General features: G+C 34.2%; 18 protein-coding genes. 17 read left to right on the forward strand and 1 reads right to left on the reverse strand.

Annotation, left to right across the window (positions count from 1 at the left end; all coding sequences use genetic code 11):
- Positions 1-91 precede the first annotated feature (91 nt).
- On the reverse strand, positions 92-436 hold the full coding sequence (locus tag FPG59_RS03175) for a toxin-antitoxin system YwqK family antitoxin (protein WP_086453174.1): 345 nt from the start codon (positions 434-436) through the stop codon (positions 92-94).
- A gap of 226 nt (positions 437-662) precedes the next feature.
- Between FPG59_RS03175 and aspS the strand changes: the two genes are divergently transcribed.
- From aspS to FPG59_RS03260, 17 genes are all read left to right on the forward strand, one after another.
- A complete protein-coding gene (gene aspS, locus FPG59_RS03180) occupies positions 663-2,408 on the forward strand; it encodes an aspartate--tRNA ligase (protein WP_086453175.1) in 1,746 nt (581 codons plus the stop codon).
- Positions 2,409-2,538: 130 nt separating this feature from the next.
- Positions 2,539-2,733, forward strand: coding sequence for a cold-shock protein (locus FPG59_RS03185; protein ID WP_007137066.1), 195 nt, complete (start codon positions 2,539-2,541; stop codon positions 2,731-2,733).
- Positions 2,734-3,026: 293 nt separating this feature from the next.
- Complete coding sequence (locus tag FPG59_RS03190) at positions 3,027-3,392, forward strand: NADH-quinone oxidoreductase subunit A (RefSeq protein WP_086453176.1); 366 nt, start codon at positions 3,027-3,029, stop codon at positions 3,390-3,392.
- A gap of 127 nt (positions 3,393-3,519) precedes the next feature.
- Positions 3,520-4,068 carry an NADH-quinone oxidoreductase subunit B gene (locus FPG59_RS03195; RefSeq protein WP_086453177.1) on the forward strand — a complete coding sequence of 183 codons (549 nt, stop codon included), beginning with the start codon at positions 3,520-3,522 and terminating at the stop codon, positions 4,066-4,068.
- A 3-nt stretch (positions 4,069-4,071) separates the two neighbouring features.
- A complete protein-coding gene (locus tag FPG59_RS03200) occupies positions 4,072-4,593 on the forward strand; it encodes an NADH-quinone oxidoreductase subunit C (RefSeq protein ID WP_086453178.1) in 522 nt (173 codons plus the stop codon).
- A gap of 35 nt (positions 4,594-4,628) precedes the next feature.
- Positions 4,629-5,867 carry an NADH-quinone oxidoreductase subunit D gene (locus FPG59_RS03205; protein WP_086453179.1) on the forward strand — a complete coding sequence of 413 codons (1,239 nt, stop codon included), beginning with the start codon at positions 4,629-4,631 and terminating at the stop codon, positions 5,865-5,867.
- Between the two features lie 106 nt (positions 5,868-5,973).
- Positions 5,974-6,504 carry an NAD(P)H-dependent oxidoreductase subunit E gene (locus FPG59_RS03210; protein WP_086453180.1) on the forward strand — a complete coding sequence of 177 codons (531 nt, stop codon included), beginning with the start codon at positions 5,974-5,976 and terminating at the stop codon, positions 6,502-6,504.
- Position 6,505: 1 nt separating this feature from the next.
- A complete protein-coding gene (nuoF, locus tag FPG59_RS03215) occupies positions 6,506-7,873 on the forward strand; it encodes an NADH-quinone oxidoreductase subunit NuoF (protein WP_086453181.1) in 1,368 nt (455 codons plus the stop codon).
- A gap of 71 nt (positions 7,874-7,944) precedes the next feature.
- A complete protein-coding gene (locus FPG59_RS03220; protein ID WP_086453182.1) occupies positions 7,945-8,994 on the forward strand; it encodes a 2Fe-2S iron-sulfur cluster-binding protein in 1,050 nt (349 codons plus the stop codon).
- Complete coding sequence (gene nuoH, locus FPG59_RS03225; RefSeq protein ID WP_086453183.1) at positions 8,987-10,039, forward strand: NADH-quinone oxidoreductase subunit NuoH; 1,053 nt, start codon at positions 8,987-8,989, stop codon at positions 10,037-10,039. The genes FPG59_RS03220 and nuoH overlap by 8 nt, the downstream gene beginning before the upstream one ends.
- Positions 10,040-10,150: 111 nt before the next feature.
- Entirely contained in the window at positions 10,151-10,696 is a 546-nt protein-coding gene (locus FPG59_RS03230) for an NADH-quinone oxidoreductase subunit I (protein WP_086453184.1), read from the forward strand.
- Entirely contained in the window at positions 10,696-11,208 is a 513-nt protein-coding gene (locus tag FPG59_RS03235; RefSeq protein ID WP_086453185.1) for an NADH-quinone oxidoreductase subunit J, read from the forward strand. The genes FPG59_RS03230 and FPG59_RS03235 overlap by 1 nt, the downstream gene beginning before the upstream one ends.
- 1 nt (position 11,209) lies before the next feature.
- On the forward strand, positions 11,210-11,530 hold the full coding sequence (nuoK, locus tag FPG59_RS03240) for an NADH-quinone oxidoreductase subunit NuoK (protein ID WP_066079401.1): 321 nt from the start codon (positions 11,210-11,212) through the stop codon (positions 11,528-11,530).
- A 6-nt stretch (positions 11,531-11,536) separates the two neighbouring features.
- Positions 11,537-13,417: an NADH-quinone oxidoreductase subunit L gene (gene nuoL, locus FPG59_RS03245; RefSeq protein ID WP_086453189.1), complete on the forward strand. Its 1,881-nt coding sequence runs from the start codon at positions 11,537-11,539 to the stop codon at positions 13,415-13,417.
- Positions 13,418-13,499: 82 nt separating this feature from the next.
- A complete protein-coding gene (locus tag FPG59_RS03250; RefSeq protein WP_086453190.1) occupies positions 13,500-14,939 on the forward strand; it encodes a NuoM family protein in 1,440 nt (479 codons plus the stop codon).
- A gap of 123 nt (positions 14,940-15,062) precedes the next feature.
- Positions 15,063-16,433 carry an NADH-quinone oxidoreductase subunit N gene (locus FPG59_RS03255; RefSeq protein WP_086453186.1) on the forward strand — a complete coding sequence of 457 codons (1,371 nt, stop codon included), beginning with the start codon at positions 15,063-15,065 and terminating at the stop codon, positions 16,431-16,433.
- A 149-nt stretch (positions 16,434-16,582) separates the two neighbouring features.
- The gene (locus tag FPG59_RS03260; protein ID WP_086453187.1) at positions 16,583-17,299 is read left to right on the forward strand and encodes a DsbA family protein; all 717 of its coding nucleotides are present in this window, start codon (positions 16,583-16,585) and stop codon (positions 17,297-17,299) included.
- Positions 17,300-17,730: the final 431 nt, after the last annotated feature.

Raw genomic sequence — 17,730 nt, forward strand, 5'->3', positions numbered from 1 at the left:
GAAATTACCTTGCAATTTGGTACTGATTCTAAATCAAAAAAAAAGCTTTCGATTTACTCGAAAGCTTTTTTTTAACCTTTATAAAAACGAATTAATTGTTAACTAGGGCGTCTTGTTTCCAAGTTTTAACAGATGCAATTCTACTGTTTGAATATTCTACTTCGTTTAGTTTGTTTCCATTCCAAAAAAGCCATTTTCCAATTTTTTCTCCATTTGCATAAGTAGCAACACTAAGCTTGTTTCCGTTTTCATCAAATGAAGTCCAAATTCCTTCTAGTTTTCCGTTTTTGAAAAATCCTTCTTGTTGAACTTTTCCATTTTCAAAGTAGTAAGTTGTTTTTACTAATTCTCCAATGGCTTCTAGTTTTGGATTACTTTCTTGAGCTGATGCGATTCCTGTAAACAGTAATACGGCAAAGATGATATATTTTTTCATGATGTGGGGGTTTTAAAATTCATATTAACTTAACAAAGATAAAAAGTATTTTACAATAAAAAAACTTTATGTTAACAATTTGGTAACATTGAACTAAAATTTAACATTTGAACTCAAAAGGTTTAAAAATCCTATTGCTAAAAATTCTTATTTCACAATTCATTATTCATAATTAGTCCTAAATTTGCACACAAGTCTAAGGACAAAACAAACTAAAATTTTGAAGATGTATAGAAGTCATAATTGTGGCGAGTTAAATGCCTCGCATACTGGTAATAATGTAACTCTTGCGGGTTGGGTTCAAAAATCACGTGATAAAGGGTTTATGAATTGGGTCGATTTAAGAGACCGTTATGGAATAACACAATTAATTTTTGACGAAAGTCGTACTGAAAAATCTGTTTTTGAATTAGCAAAAACTCTTGGCCGTGAATTTGTAATTCAGGTTAAAGGAACTGTTATTGAGCGTGAAGCTAAGAATAAAAATATCCCTACTGGTGAAATAGAAATTCTTGTAACCGAATTAACAATTCTAAATGCAGCCTTAACACCTCCTTTCACTATTGAAGATGAAACGGATGGTGGAGAAGACATTCGTATGAAGTACCGTTACCTTGACATCAGACGTAATCCTGTAAAAAACAGCTTGCTTTTTCGTCACAAAGTAGCTATGGAAGTGCGTAAGTATCTTTCGGATTTAGATTTTTGTGAAGTAGAAACACCTTATTTAATCAAGTCTACGCCAGAAGGAGCTAGAGATTTTGTAGTGCCTTCTCGTATGAACGAAGGACAGTTTTATGCTTTGCCACAATCTCCGCAAACGTTCAAGCAGTTGTTAATGGTGGGAGGTATGGATAAATATTTTCAAATTGTAAAATGTTTCCGTGACGAGGACCTGCGTGCAGACAGACAACCTGAGTTTACACAAATTGATTGTGAGATGGCATTTGTAGAACAAGAAGATATTTTAAATGTCTTTGAAGGATTAACACGTCATTTGCTAAAAGAAATAAAAGGTGTTGAGGTTGAAAAATTCCCAAGAATCACCTATGAATATGCCATGAAAACGTACGGGAATGACAAGCCAGACATCCGTTTTGGGATGCAGTTTGGCGAGTTGAATCAATACGCGCAACATAAAGAGTTCCCAGTTTTTAACGCTGCCGAATTGGTGGTGGGAATTGCAGTGCCGGGAGCCGGAAATTATACACGTAAAGAAATTGATGCATTAATTGACTGGGTAAAACGTCCGCAAGTAGGAGCTAGTGGTATGGTTTATGTTAAATGCAATGATGACGGAACTTACAAATCATCAGTAGATAAGTTTTATGATCAAGAAGATTTGTCTCAATGGGCCAAAATTACTGACGCAAAACCAGGAGATATGATCTTTGTATTATCAGGTCCAGCAGATAAAACAAGAACACAATTATCAGCTTTGCGTATGGAGCTTGCTACACGTCTTGGATTGCGTAAACCAGATGAATTTGCTCCGCTTTGGGTAGTTGATTTTCCTTTGTTAGAATTTGATGAGGAAAGTGGTCGTTACCATGCTATGCACCATCCGTTTACATCACCAAAACCAGAGGATATGCACTTGCTAGAAACTGATCCTGGAAAAGTTCGTGCTAATGCATATGATATGGTTTTGAATGGTAACGAAATAGGTGGTGGATCTATCCGTATTCACGACAAAGCTACGCAGCAGTTAATGTTTAAGTATTTAGGTTTTACCGAGGAAGAAGCTAAGGCGCAATTTGGTTTCTTAATGGATGCATTTCAATTTGGAGCTCCACCACACGGAGGTTTGGCTTTTGGATTGGATCGTTTAGTAGCAATTCTTGGAGGGCAAGAAACTATACGAGATTTCATCGCATTTCCTAAGAATAATTCGGGAAGAGATGTCATGATTGATGCGCCATCGGTTATTGATGATTCACAGTTAAAAGAATTACATATAAAATTAGCGTAGCTTCATGCGGTCTTAAGATTGTTAGAAAACGTTGAATATCAATATTTTTACAAAATAAAAACATAAGAACGCATTTCGTATTGTATTAAATATTACATTTGCTACATTATAAATTATTATTACAATTACAATGCGTACAGGTACAGTAAAATTTTTCAATGAGTCTAAAGGTTACGGATTCATTACAGACGAAGAAACAGGAAAAGACATTTTCGTTCACGCTTCAGGAATCAACGCGGAAGAATTGCGCGAAGGTGACAGAGTTAGCTATGAAGAAGAAGAAGGAAGAAAAGGAAAAGTTGCTGCGAAAGTAGCAGTGATCTAAGCATAAAAATATTTTTTTTTGCCTACGAAAGTTTAAAACGTCCCGAGAATATCGGGACGTTTTTTTTATGGGATAAAGTACTAATAATGAAAATTTCAAGATATAAGGTGTTGACTTTAGTTTTGAATTTTCTTCTCAGCTTTCACATAGAATAAATGAATACTCCTTATTTATAATTAATAAAAATTGCAAATTTACAACGATGTAGTTCGCATGTATTTTAAAAAAATTATTGTTATTTAATAATTTGAAAGTTATCTTTGTTGCTTATTCTCATACATAAAAATCATAATATGCAATCAGATCAATTAAATTACATTCCTATTCTAATGCAGTTCCTTTTAGCTGTAGGTTTTGTTGTAGGAACTATTATAGTTTCTGGAAAATTAGGTCCTAAAAGATCGTCTGAGGTTAAAGATAAAAATTTCGAATGTGGTATTGAATCTGTTGGAAATGCTAGGATTCCGTTTTCAGTTAAATATTTCCTTGTAGCCATCCTTTTTGTTTTGTTTGATGTAGAAGTTATTTTCTTGTATCCATGGGCAATCAACTTTAAAGAATTGGGAATGGAAGGAATGGTGAAGATGATCATTTTCATGATGTTGCTTCTAGTTGGTTTTTTCTACATCATAAAGAAGAAAGCCCTAGAGTGGGAATAAAGATTAATTAGGAATTAGAAATAACGAATTATATAGATTTCAATTTCTAAAGTATTATAAAAGAATGTTTTTAAAATTTAAATTATGAACTCATACTTCATAATTCATAATTCATAATTTTACAAAGATGAGTAATTCAAATGTAAGTATGGTTGCCCCTCCAGAAGGTGTTGTTGGTGAAGGGTTTTTTGCTACAAAACTTAATGATGTAGTAGGCTTAGCTAGAGCAAATTCACTTTGGCCGTTGCCATTTGCTACTTCTTGCTGTGGTATAGAGTTTATGGCAACAATGGCATCGCATTATGATTTAGCACGTTTTGGATCAGAGCGAGTGAGTTTTTCTCCACGTCAAGCTGATATGTTGCTTGTTATGGGAACAATATCAAAGAAAATGGCTCCTATATTGCGTCAAGTTTATGAACAAATGTCAGAGCCTCGTTGGGTAATTGCAGTTGGAGCTTGTGCATCATCAGGTGGAATTTTTGATACCTATTCTGTTTTACAAGGAATTGATAAAGTAATTCCTGTAGATGTTTATGTTCCTGGATGTCCTCCAAGACCAGAACAAATTGTTGATGGAGTAATGAGATTGCAAGAATTGGTAAAAACAGAATCTGTAAGAAGAAGAAGTTCTCCTGAATACCAAGAATTATTAGCTTCCTATAATATCAAATAAATAATGGCGCTAGAAACGATACAAATACAAGAAAAATTAGTCGAAACTTTTCAAGAGGCTGTTTTTGAATTCAAACAAGAAAAAGATATTTTTTCATTTGAAGTAAATGCTGAAACGATAACAGCCGTTATTTTATTTTTAAAAAACGATCCTACATTACGTTTTCATTTTTTAACTGATTTATGCGGAATCCATTATCCTGATAATGATGAGGATCATCAGTTTGCCGTTGTGTACCATTTGCACAATTGGTATGAAAATAAAAGAATCAGAATCAAAGCGTATCTTAACGGGGAGAAGCCAGAAATTAAAACGATTTCAAACATTTTTTTAAGTTCTAACTGGATGGAAAGAGAAACTTATGATTTTTACGGAATCAATTTCATAGGACATCCACAGTTGAAACGAATTTTGAATATGGATGAAATGATTTCATTCCCTATGCGAAAAGAGTTTCCAATGGAAGATAGCGGAAGAACAGATAAAGACGATCGTTTCTTTGGAAGAACAACCGACAATTATTAAAAAAGCACACTTTTATAATTTTTCACATTAAATAAATGTCAGAACTATTATTACCACCAGAGCATCGTTATGCCAAAAGAATTGCGGAACAGTTAAATGAAGATGGTAGCGAACTTTCGATTCTAAATTTAGGTCCTACGCACCCTGCAACACACGGTATTTTTCAAAATATCTTGTTGATGGATGGAGAACGCATTCTTGAAGCTGAGCCAACAATTGGATACATTCACAGAGCGTTTGAAAAAATTGCTGAAAACCGACCTTTTTATCAAATCACTCCATTAACGGATAGAATGAATTACTGTTCATCTCCTATAAATAACATGGGTTGGTGGATGACTCTTGAAAAATTACTTGATATTGAAGTGCCAAAAAGAGCGCAATATTTAAGAGTTATTGTCATGGAATTAGCTAGAATTACCGATCATATTATTTGTAACTCGATCTTAGGAGTTGATACTGGAGCTTATACAGGTTTCTTATATGTTTTTCAATTTAGAGAAAAAGTATATGAAATCTACGAAGAAATTTGTGGTGCTCGTTTGACAACTAACATGGGTAGAATTGGTGGTTTTGAAAGAGACTGGCCAGAAGAAGCTTTTAGAAAACTAGATGTTTTTTTAGAAGAATTCCCTGTGGCTTGGAAAGAGTTTGAAAATTTATTTGAAAGAAACAGAATCTTTATTGATAGAACTGTTAATGTAGGAGCTATAACTGCAGAGCAAGCAATGGCTTATGGCTTTACAGGTCCTAATTTACGTGCTGCAGGAGTTGATTATGACGTGCGAGTAGCGCAACCTTATTCTTCATACGAAGATTTTGATTTTATTGTACCAGTAGGAAAATCAGGTGATACATATGATCGTTTTTGCGTGCGTAATGCAGAGGTTTGGGAGAGTTTAAGTATTATTCGTCAAGCTTTAGAAAAAATGCCTGCTGGAAATGAATACCATGCAGATGTTCCTGATTACTACCTTCCTCCAAAAGAAGATGTGTACACTAATATGGAGTCTTTAATTTATCACTTCAAAATTGTAATGGGAGAAGTTCCTGTTCCTGTTGCCGAGATTTACCATCCAGTAGAAGGCGGTAATGGTGAGGTAGGTTTCTATTTAGTAACTGATGGAAGTAGAACACCTTATAGACTGCATTTCCGTAGACCTTGCTTTATATATTATCAAGCGTATCCAGAAATGATTAAAGGGTCGTTACTTTCTGACGCGATTGTTATTTTGTCGAGTTTGAATGTAATCGCTGGAGAATTAGACGCTTAAAAACAATTAAAAATTGAGAATTAAAAAATAAAAAATTAATTCGATAGAATAAATCTTTATGGACTTTGTGCCTTCTTTGTGCACTTTGCGGTTAAAAGAAATAAAAATGGAAAGAACACAGTACAAACAAGAAATAAATATGACCGAAGCATTGATGAATCGCATCAATGAATTAATCAGTCATTATCCTGAAGGCAAACAAAAATCAGCTTTGTTACCCGTATTGCATGAGGTACAAGATGCTCACAATGATTGGTTGAGTATTGAATTGCAAGACAAGGTTGCCGAGATACTAGCGATTAAGCCAGTTGAGGTTTATGAGGTTGTGTCGTTTTATACCATGTTTAATAGAAGACCTGTAGGGAAATACATGTTTGAGTTTTGTCAAACTTCCCCATGTTGTTTGAATGGAGTAGAGGACTTGATGGATTATACTTGTAACAAACTTGGTGTAAAAGTAGGGGAACCTACTCAAGACGGTCTTTTTGAAGTTAGAGGAGTGGAATGTTTAGGTGCTTGTGGATATGCCCCTATGATGCAATTGGGTGATTTTTATAAAGAACATTTGACCAAAGACAAAGTAGATCAGTTAATTGAAGATTGCAAGAACAATACAATAATGCTACACGATAAATAATATGTCACAGAAAATATTATTAGATAAAGTAAATATTCCAGGAATTAAGACCTATGAAGTATATCGTGCCAATGGAGGATATGCATCAGTTGAGAAAGCCTTGAAGAGTTTAACACCAGATGAAGTTGTAGAAGAGGTGAAAACATCTGGACTACGTGGTCGAGGTGGAGCTGGGTTTCCTGCTGGAATGAAATGGAGTTTTATCGACAAAAAATCAGGAAAGCCAAGACATTTAGTTTGTAATGCGGATGAGTCTGAACCGGGAACTTTCAAAGATCGCTATTTGATGGAATACATTCCGCATTTATTGATCGAAGGGATGATCACTTCAAGCTATGCATTGGGAGCAAATCTATCATACATCTACATTCGTGGAGAATACATGTGGGTTTATAAAATATTAGAGCGAGCCATTGCCGAAGCTAAAGCAGCAGGCTGGTTAGGGAAAAATATTTTGGGTTCAGGCTATGATCTAGATTTATATGTACAAATAGGTGGTGGTGCATACATTTGTGGTGAAGAAACGGCACTTATTGAATCATTAGAAGGAAAAAGAGGAAATCCTCGAATCAAGCCGCCATTTCCTGCAATTTCAGGACTTTGGGCAAACCCAACGGTTGTAAATAATGTAGAAACTATTGCAGCTGTGCCTTGGATAATAAACAATTCAGGTGCAGACTATGCCAAGATTGGAATAGGAAGATCAACAGGGACCAAATTAATTTCGGCTTCGGGACATATTAAAAATCCTGGTGTTTATGAAATTGAATTGGGTTTAAGTGTTTACGAATTCATGAATTCTGACGAGTATTTAGGTGGAATGAGTTCAGACAGACCTTTGAAAGCTTTTGTACCTGGAGGAAGTTCAGTTCCGGTTTTGCCTGCTGATTTGATTTATAAAACTGCTAATGGCGAGGATCGTTTAATGACCTATGAATCACTTAGCGATGGAGGTTTTGCAACAGGATCTATGTTAGGTTCAGGTGGATTTATAGTTTACAATGATACGGCATGTATCGTTCGTAATACTTGGAATTTCTCTCGTTTTTACCACCATGAAAGTTGTGGACAATGTTCTCCTTGTCGTGAAGGAACGGGATGGATGGAAAAGGTATTGCATAGAATAGAGAACGGCCACGGTCGTGAAGAAGATATCGAATTGCTATTGAGTATTCAAAGTAAAATAGAAGGAAATACAATATGTCCGCTAGGTGATGCGGCTGCTTGGCCAGTAGCAGCAGCAATTCGTCACTTTAGAGATGAGTTTGAATACCACATTCGTTTCCCAGAAAAAATAAAAAATAGAGATCATTTTGTTGCGGAGCCTTTTTCAAGTGTAAAACATTTAGTAGCGAAGCAAACAGTATAATTCGTTTCAGGTTGCAGTTTTAGGTAAATTAACTTGAAACATGAAACTTTAAACGTGAAACTAATATAGAAATGAAAGTAACCATAGACGGTCAAAGCATAGAAGTAGAACCAGGAACAACAATCCTGCAGGCAGCACGTATGATAGGTGGAGAAGTAGTTCCGCCAGCGATGTGCTATTATTCTAAACTAAAAGGAAGCGGTGGAAAATGCCGTTGTTGTTTAGTAGAAGTTGCAAAAGGAAGTGAAGCTGATCCTAGACCAATGCCTAAATTAATGGCATCATGTGTAACAGGTTGTATGGACGGAATGGAAGTGAATAGTAAATCATCTCCACGTGTACAAGAAGCCAGAAAATCAGTAACAGAGTTTTTGTTGATTAATCACCCATTAGATTGTCCGGTTTGTGATCAAGCTGGAGAATGTGATTTGCAAAACTTAAGCTTTGAACACGGAAAATCAGAATCGAGATTCATTGAAGAAAAAAGAACATTTGAACCAGAAGACATTGGTCCAAATATTCAATTACACATGAACCGTTGTATTCTTTGCTACCGTTGTGTGATGGTTGCTGATCAATTGACAGACAACCGTGTACATGGAGTTATGGATAGAGGGGATCATTCTAATATTTCAACCTGTATATCAAAAGCGGTTGATAATGAGTTTTCTGGAAACATGATCGATGTGTGCCCAGTTGGAGCTTTAACAGACAAAACGTTTAGATTCAAATCTAGAGTTTGGTTTAGTAAGCCATACAATGCACATAGAGATTGTCCTACCTGCTCTGGAAAAACTACAGTTTGGATGTTTGGTGACGAAATCCAACGTGTTACAGGAAGAAAAGATGAATACCATGAAGTTGAAGAATTTATTTGTAACGGATGTCGTTTTGATCACAAAGACTTAAAAGATTGGACTATTGAAGGACCAAGAGCTTTTGAAAAAGACTCGGTAATCAACCAAAATAAATACAACAGAAAGTTACAGAAAGTTGAAATTGCTACTGAAGAAACTATTTTAAAAGGTAGAGAAACGGATCGTAAAAAAATCAGTATGGCGCAAATTCCATTGACACAAGAAGATATTATGAATCAAAAAAGCTTGGGTAATAATGGATAGCGTATTTATCATAGAAAAAAGTGTTGTTATACTTGTTGTTTTTGCTTTAACAATGTTAATGGCCATGTACTCAACATGGGCAGAACGTAAAGTAGCTGCTTGGCTTCAAGACCGTGTGGGTCCGAATAGAGCAGGGCCTTTTGGTCTTTTTCAGCCACTTGCAGATGGTTTAAAATTATTTTCAAAGGAAGAATTTGAACCTAATACTCCCAACCGATTTTTGTTTTTTGTAGGTCCAGCTATTGCCATGAGTACTGCTTTAATGACCAGTGCGGTAATTCCTTGGGGAGATAGATTGCATTTATTTGGTAGAGATATTTTACTTCAAGCAACTGATTTAAATATTGGGTTGTTATACTTTTTTGGAGTAGTATCAGTGGGTGTTTACGGAATCATGATTGGTGGATGGGCATCTAACAATAAGTTCTCTTTGATGGGAGCTGTTCGTGCTGCATCGCAAATGGTTTCGTATGAAGTAGCCATGGGACTTTCTATGATTGCTTTATTAATGATGACAGGTACTTTAAGTTTAAGAGAGATATCTGCGCAACAAGCAGGAATGAACTGGAATGTATTTTACCAGCCTTTATCATTTGTTATTTTCTTGATTTGTGCTTTTGCTGAAACAAACAGAACTCCATTTGACTTAGCAGAATGCGAAAGTGAGCTTATTGGTGGGTATCACACGGAGTATTCCTCTATGAAAATGGGTTTTTATTTATTTGCAGAATATGCTAATATGTTCATTTCTTCGACTATTTTAGCGGTCTTGTTTTTTGGAGGGTACAACTATCCAGGAATGAGTTGGGTTGTGGAGAATTGGGGTGTAAATATTGGAAATATATTAGGTTTTGCTGCATTATTTGTAAAACTATGTGGTTTTATCTTTTTCTACATGTGGGTAAGATGGACTATTCCAAGATTTAGATACGATCAATTAATGAATTTAGGATGGAGAATATTAATTCCGCTATCGATCATTAATATTATGATTACTGGAATTGTAATTTTGAGAGCAGATATTGCTGCTTATTTAGGATTTTAATTAGTACCGAAAAGCCCTAGCCCTGATAGTAGTGGAAATCCTTTTTGTTTTTTCTTTAAAAACAAAAAGATTGAAACGAATAGCAGGATTAGCTTCAAATAAAAATAAAAAATGTCAATAGAAAGTATATCCTTATCGGGAAGAAAAAAGTTAGTCTCTAACAAAGAGATGACTTTTTGGGAAAGAATGTATCTTGTAGCGATTATCAAGGGATTGATAATTACAATCCAGCATTTATTTACTAGAAAAGTTACCATTCAGTACCCTGAGCAAGTACGAAAAATGAGTCCGGTGTATCGTGGACAGCACATGTTGAAACGAGATGAGCAAGGTAGAGAAAATTGTACAGCATGTGGTTTGTGTGCTCTTTCTTGTCCTGCTGAAGCTATTACGATGAAAGCTGAGGAAAGAAAAGCGGATGAAAAACACTTATACCGTGAGGAAAAATATGCTTCGATATATGAAATCAATATGTTGCGTTGCATTTTTTGCGGGTTGTGCGAAGAGGCTTGTCCGAAAGACGCAATTTACCTAACCACATCTAAAGTTCTTGTTCCGGCTAGTTATGAGAGAGAAGATTTTATCTTTGGTAAAGATAAACTAGTGATGCCGCTTGAAATGGCAATTCAAAATGCTCAACTAAAAAACGCAAACTAATGTCTACAGTACTTATAATTTTTTGTGTATTGGCTGCTATCACTTTAGCAACTGCTTTTTTAACCATCTTTAGTAGAAACCCAATTCACAGTGCTATTTATTTAGTGATTTGTTTCTTTTCTATTGCAGGTCATTATTTGTTATTAAACTCGCAATTCTTGGCCATTGTTCACGTCATTGTATATTCAGGAGCTATCATGATTTTGTTTTTATTTACGATCATGTTGATGAATCTGAACGAGGAAAAAGAAGTTCACCGACCAAGAATTACACGATTGGGAGCGATAGTTTCTTTTTGTTTGATTTGTTTAGTATTGATTGCGATTTTTATCAATTCAAAACCTATTGTTGGGGAGTATGTAACTACGGGTGAGGATTATCAATCTATAAAAGTATTGGGTAAAATACTCTTGAATGAATATATGGTTCCGTTTGAATTTGCTTCTATATTACTATTAGTTGCGATGATAGGAACTGTGTTATTGTCTAAAAAAGAAAAATTGCAAAAATAAAATGAATAATATTTTAAACCACATTGGTATAGAAAACTATATTTTCCTGAGCGTAATACTTTTTTGTATTGGTGTTTTTGGAGTTTTGTACAGACGAAATGCTATCATTGTATTTATGTCAATTGAAATTATGTTGAATGCCGTTAACTTGTTATTTGTTGCTTTTTCAACGTACCATCAAGATGCGCAAGGACAGGTTTTTGTGTTTTTCTCTATGGCAGTTGCTGCAGCAGAAGTAGCGGTAGGATTGGCCATTCTAGTTTCTATTTTTAGAAATTTAGGTTCGATTACAATTGATAATTTAAAAAACTTAAAAGGATAAATGGAAATGAATACCAATATAGCTTTAGTTTTAGTTCTCACTCCTTTTTTAGGATTTTTAATTAATGTTTTCTTTGGCAAAAGCCTAGGTAAAACAGTTTCAGGAATTGTAGGTACGCTTGCAGTTTTCATTTCTTTTATTGCTGCTTGTTTTTTCTTTGGTGCAAATGCTGCGCAGCCAAATGGCTTTCGAATTTCGCTTTTTGATTGGATTCAAATCAGTAATTTCAAAGTAGATTTCGGATTTTTATTAGATCAACTGTCTATTTTATGGTTGCTGTTTGTAACTGGAATTGGATCATTGATTCATTTGTATTCTATCAGTTACATGCATGACGATGAAAATATGCACAAGTTTTTTGCGTATTTGAATTTGTTTGTATTTTTTATGATCACACTGGTTGTAGGAAGTAATTTACTAGTCATGTTCATCGGTTGGGAAGGCGTAGGTCTTTGTTCGTATTTGCTAATTGGTTTTTGGTATAAAAACCAAGAGTATAATGATGCGGCTAAGAAAGCATTCATCATGAACCGTATTGGTGATTTAGGATTATTGATAGGTATATTCATTGTAGGTAATTTATTTTCGACACTAGATTATACCACATTAAAAACGGCAATTGCTGGAGCGACAAATCTTGATTTTTATTGGTTAACAATAGCAGGTTTTGCATTATTTATAGGTGCTTGTGGTAAGTCAGCACAAATTCCTTTGTATACGTGGTTGCCAGATGCAATGGCAGGACCAACACCAGTTTCAGCATTAATACATGCTGCTACCATGGTAACGGCTGGTATATTCATGATTACAAGGTTGAATTTTGTATTTGATTTGTTGCCAGAAGTACAACATGTTATCGCTATAGTAGGTGCTATAACAGCTCTTGTTGCTGCCACTATCGGTTTAGTTCAAAATGACATTAAAAAAGTATTGGCTTATTCTACAGTTTCGCAGTTAGGTTTGATGTTTTTAGCATTAGGTTTAGGAGCTTATGAAGTGGCTGTTTTTCACGTAATCACGCACGCTTTTTTTAAGGCTTGTTTATTCTTAGGTTCAGGATCAGTTATTCATGCATTGCACGGAGAACAAGATATGCGCAACATGGGTGGCTTGAAAAAAGCTATGCCAATTACCTTTGCAACCATGTTAATTGCTTCTTTAGCAATATCTGGAGTTCCATTATTCTCTGGTTTTTTCTCGAAAGACGAAATTTTATTGGTAGCGTTCCATCATAATATTCCGTTATGGGTTGTGGCTTCTATTGCATCTATAATGACTGCTTTTTATATGTTCCGTTTGATGTTTTTAACATTCTATAATGAGTTTAGAGGAACTGCTGAGCAAAAGCATCATCTGCATGAAAGTCCTTCATTAATTACTGCACCCTTAGTTATTTTAGCAATATTGGCTACTATTGGTGGTGTGATTAGTTTACCTGGAAACAGTTGGTTGAATCATTATTTGATTCCAATTTTACCGAAATTAGCTACCGCAGAACACCATCTTGGAACTACAGAATACATTTTAATGGCAATTGCTGTTGTTGGTGGATTGGTAGGAATAGGAATTGCTTACAGTAAATATATCAAACAAAATTCGGTTCCTACTTCAGATGAAAGTATTACCGGATTTGCAAAAGTACTTTACAACAAATATTATGTGGATGAAGGGTATGATTTCTTATTTGTGAAGCCAATTAATGTATTGTCTCGCTTTTTAAGAGATACTGTAGAAACAGGATTATCAGCAATTGTTTTCGGTTTTGGAAAAGTAACAAATGAAATCAGTTACCAAGGTAAAAAAATTCAGAGCGGAAGTATTGGATTATATCTTTTCGTTTTTGTATTAGGATTGTGTGCTATAGTATCCTACTTGTTTCTGGTTTAGTGTTAGATTATAAATTTCAGTAATATTAAATATCTTTTGAAAGTCATGATGAGTGGCTTTTGAAATCATTAAAAATTTTCAAATGAACGTATCTCTAATTTTAATTATACTTTTGATTGGTGCCTTTGCAACCTTATTAGTTGGTAATAAGTTAGCTTCAAAAGTAGCTTTGTTTTTTGGGTTAGTTTCAGCTGTAGCTTCCTTTGTGTTGCTCAATCAATATAATGCTGGTGTAAATATTAATTTTATAAGTCCATGGATTAGTAAGCCAGCGGTTTCTTTCGCTTTAACTGCAGATGGATTGTCTTTAGTGATGTTATTATTAACTACTATTTTGACACCTATTATTATTTTTTCATCATTTGGAAATCAATATCAAAACTCGAAATCTTTTTATGCATTGGTCTTGTTTATGTCCTTTGCTATGGTGGGTACTTTTTTAGCTTCAGACGGATTGCTTTATTATATCTTTTGGGAGTTGGCCTTAGTTCCTATTTATTTTATAGCTCTTATTTGGGGTAACGGTAATGCTGATGAACGTAAAAAAGCTGTTGTAAAGTTTTTCATTTATACATTAGCAGGATCTTTGTTTATGTTAGTGGCTTTTGTGTATTTGTACCAAAAAGCTGGTAGTTTTTTAATTCAAGATCTTTATGCTTTAAATTTATCTAGTGCAGAGCAATTTTGGATTTTTCTAGCCTTCTTCTTGGCTTATGCTATAAAAATTCCTTTAATACCCTTCCATACTTGGCAAGCTAATGTGTATCAAAAAGCTCCAACTGTAGGAACTATGCTTTTGTCTGGTATCATGTTAAAGATGGGTTTGTATAGTGTGATCCGTTGGCAATTACCATTAGCACCAGTAACAGCTCATGAATACAAATACTTACTTATTGGTATAGGGCTTGTAGGAGTTGTTTATGGTTCAATTGTAGCTTTAAAACAAAGAGATTTAAAAAAGTTATTAGCATATTCTTCTTTGGCACACGTTGGTTTGATTGCCTCAGGAACTTATGCCTTAAATCTTGATGGTTTTAGAGGTGCAGTATTACAAATGATTGCTCACGGTTTTGTTGTGGTAGGTTTATTTTTTGTTGCTGAAATCATTTCTAGAAGATATGAAACAAGAGTAATTTCAGAAATGGGAGGTATTCGTGCACAAGCGCCAAAATTTACTTCTTTGTTTTTAATTTTAGTTTTAGCATCAGTGGCTTTGCCTACCACGTTTAACTTTATAGGTGAGTTCACAGTTTTATATAGTTTATCAACAGTAAATATTTGGTTTGCAATTGTAGGTGGTACTACAATTATATTAGGTGCTTACTACATGTTAAAAATGTTTCAGCACGCTATGTTGGGTGAAACAAACTCTAAAGTTTTTACAGATGTTACAGCAAGTGAGACTATATCGTTGTTAATCATAGTTGGCGTTTTATTCTTTTTTGGGATGTATCCAAAACCAATTAATGATTTGATAACGCCATCATTAGAACAAATTCTTTTGTTAACGCAAAGGTATTAGTACTCAAGAAGCATAACATTTTAGATCAAAATAAAAGAAATACAAATTAATTAGGTTTAAAGGTTTTCATAAATAGGTGATTTTAAATCCCAATGCGTAAATCCTAAATCAAACAATCAACAAATGAATACATTAATAGCTATAATAGGATTAGGTGTTTTATGCCTTTTGTTCGAAATTTTTAACCTTAGAAAAGCAATTGTACCAATTTCTATATTGGGTTTATTAGCAGTTTTGGGCTTAACAGTTTCTGAGTTTAATACGGCCGAAAGTTATTACAACAATATGATTGCAGTAAGTACATTCTCCTCTGCGTTTTCATGTTTGTTTATTGTTTTGACAATTTTTTTGATCGCCTTAGGTCATAATTTTTATGAAAATCACCAATCTAAAATTTCCGATTTTATAGCCATAAAAATATTTTTATTAGCTGGTGCAGTAGCTATGGTTTCTTTTGGAAACTTAGCAATGTTCTTTTTAGGGATCGAAGTTTTATCAATTGCACTTTATATTCTAGCTGCTAGTGATCGAATGAATTTGAAAAGTAATGAAGCTGGAATGAAGTATTTCTTGATGGGGTCTTTTGCTTCTGGGATTATTCTTTTTGGAATTTGTTTAATTTATGGTGCAATGGGTAGTTTTGATGTTATTGAAATTTCTGAGCTTTCTCGTTCTGCTGAATTGCCAGTTTGGTTTCCAATAGGGATTGTTTTGTTAACTATCGGAATGCTATTTAAAGTGGCAGCTGTGCCATTTCATTTTTGGGCTCCCGATGTTTATGAGGGTTCACCAGCATTAACTACTGCCTTAATGAGTACCTTAGCAAAGGTTGTGGCTATGGCTACTTTGTATAAATTACTTTCTGTTATGAATGCTGACATGACTGAGTCATTCAAAATGATTGTGGTTGTGATTTCAATGGCGTCTATGACTGTGGGGAACATTATGGCTTTAAGGCAAACAAACGTTAAGCGTATGCTTGCTTTTTCGGGAATATCTCATGCAGGATTTATGTTAATGACCTTGTTAAGTCTTTCTACTTCTGCAGGTAGCTTGTTGTATTATGCCTCAGCATATTCTCTTGCCGGAATGGCTGCTTTTAGTGTGTTGCTATATGTTTGTAAAAATAGAGACAATGAAGATATCGTGAATTTTCACGGACTTGGTAAAACAAATCCAATACTTGCGGCCATCTTAACTGCATCTTTATTATCTATGGCGGGAATCCCTATTTTTGCAGGTTTCTTTGCAAAATTAGTGTTGTTTAGTGAAACTATTCAAGCCGGTTTCATGGCGCTAGTTATTGTAGCGGTGGTCAACTCTATTATAAGTGTGGGTTATTATTTTAAATTAATTTTAGCCATGTATACAAAAGATGCCAATGAAGAGCGCAAAGGGACACCAGTAATTATTTATGCTGTGGCAGTTATTGCTATTGTGTTGAATATTGCTCTAGGTTTATTTCCATCCTTCGTATTAGATATATTGGCTTAAGCCAAATTTACATATTCTAAAACAGAACCATCAAGAGTAATTTTGATGGTTTTTTTTATGAATGCCTTAACGTAAGCTTTGATTTTGTAGCAGACTAATTTTGTACATTTGTACATACAAGTTAATTTAAATTGTTTTGAGATTTCATTATGGAAAATAAGCTAAAAATTCAGATCTGGTCGGATATTATGTGTCCGTTTTGTTACATTGGAAAAAGAAGAATAGAAGGTGCTTTGCAGAATTTCAAGTACAAAGATGCTGTTGAAATAGAGTGGAAAAGTTTTCAGCTAGACCCAAATTTTGTAGCTTCTCCTAATGATAATTTAGTCGAGCATTTAGCTGAAAAATATAGAAAGGATGAAGTTTGGGCTCAAGACATGCTGGATAGTATGACGCAAAATGCCAAAAATTCAGGATTGGATTTTCATTTTGAAAAAGCAATCATGGCAAATTCTCAGCATGCACATCGGTTGTTGCATTTAGCCAAAAAGTTCAATTGTGCTGATGATTTAAAAGAGTTGTTGTTCAAAGCATATTTGACAGACGGATTAGATATTAATGAATTTACTGTTTTAAAAAATATAGCTTTACAAGTAGGACTCAACGTAGAAGAAATAGACGAGGTATTACACTCAAATACTTTTGCTGATGAAGTGCAAAAAAACATGCTGGAGGCTCAAAATATAGGTGTTCAAGGAGTCCCTTTTTTTGTTTTTGATGCAAAGTATGCCATATCTGGTGCACAACACGAAGAAACTTTCTTGAATACGTTAAATAAGGTATGGGAGGAAGGTTCTTTTGATTCGAATGTTATTCTTTTAAAAACTACTGATGGGGACAGTTGTGGTGTTGATGGCTGTGATTAAAATTATTTATAACCAATATTTCTTAGACTGTCTTTAATGACGGTCTTTTTTTTAAGATCCATTTAAATTGCTGTTAGTAGTAAGTATTGATAAAATTTAATTCTACAAAATAGGAATTTGTTTTGTTTGAATGAATTTAGTTTTTATTGGTTATTATATACAAGATTATTTTAAGTATTTAGTTTTGGTATAGATTTCTTTTCATCTACACTTTTGCGTCATTCATCGATTTAGAATAATTTTTTTTGAATTAAATTTTAAATTTATAAAGAGTTTTTTTTGGCTTTTCATGAATGTAGAATTGTTTTCAGTGGAATAGCTATGGCTCCATATTTTGGGTGTTTTTTATATTAATTCATGTATTTAGAGATCCATTTTTTTATTGATCAGTGTTGATTATCTATTAAAAATGCTTTTAATCTACTTTTCAT

It is taken from the genome of Flavobacterium sp. FPG59 (genome assembly GCF_002150205.1).
In the GTDB taxonomy this organism is placed as follows: Bacteria; Bacteroidota; Bacteroidia; order Flavobacteriales; family Flavobacteriaceae; genus Flavobacterium.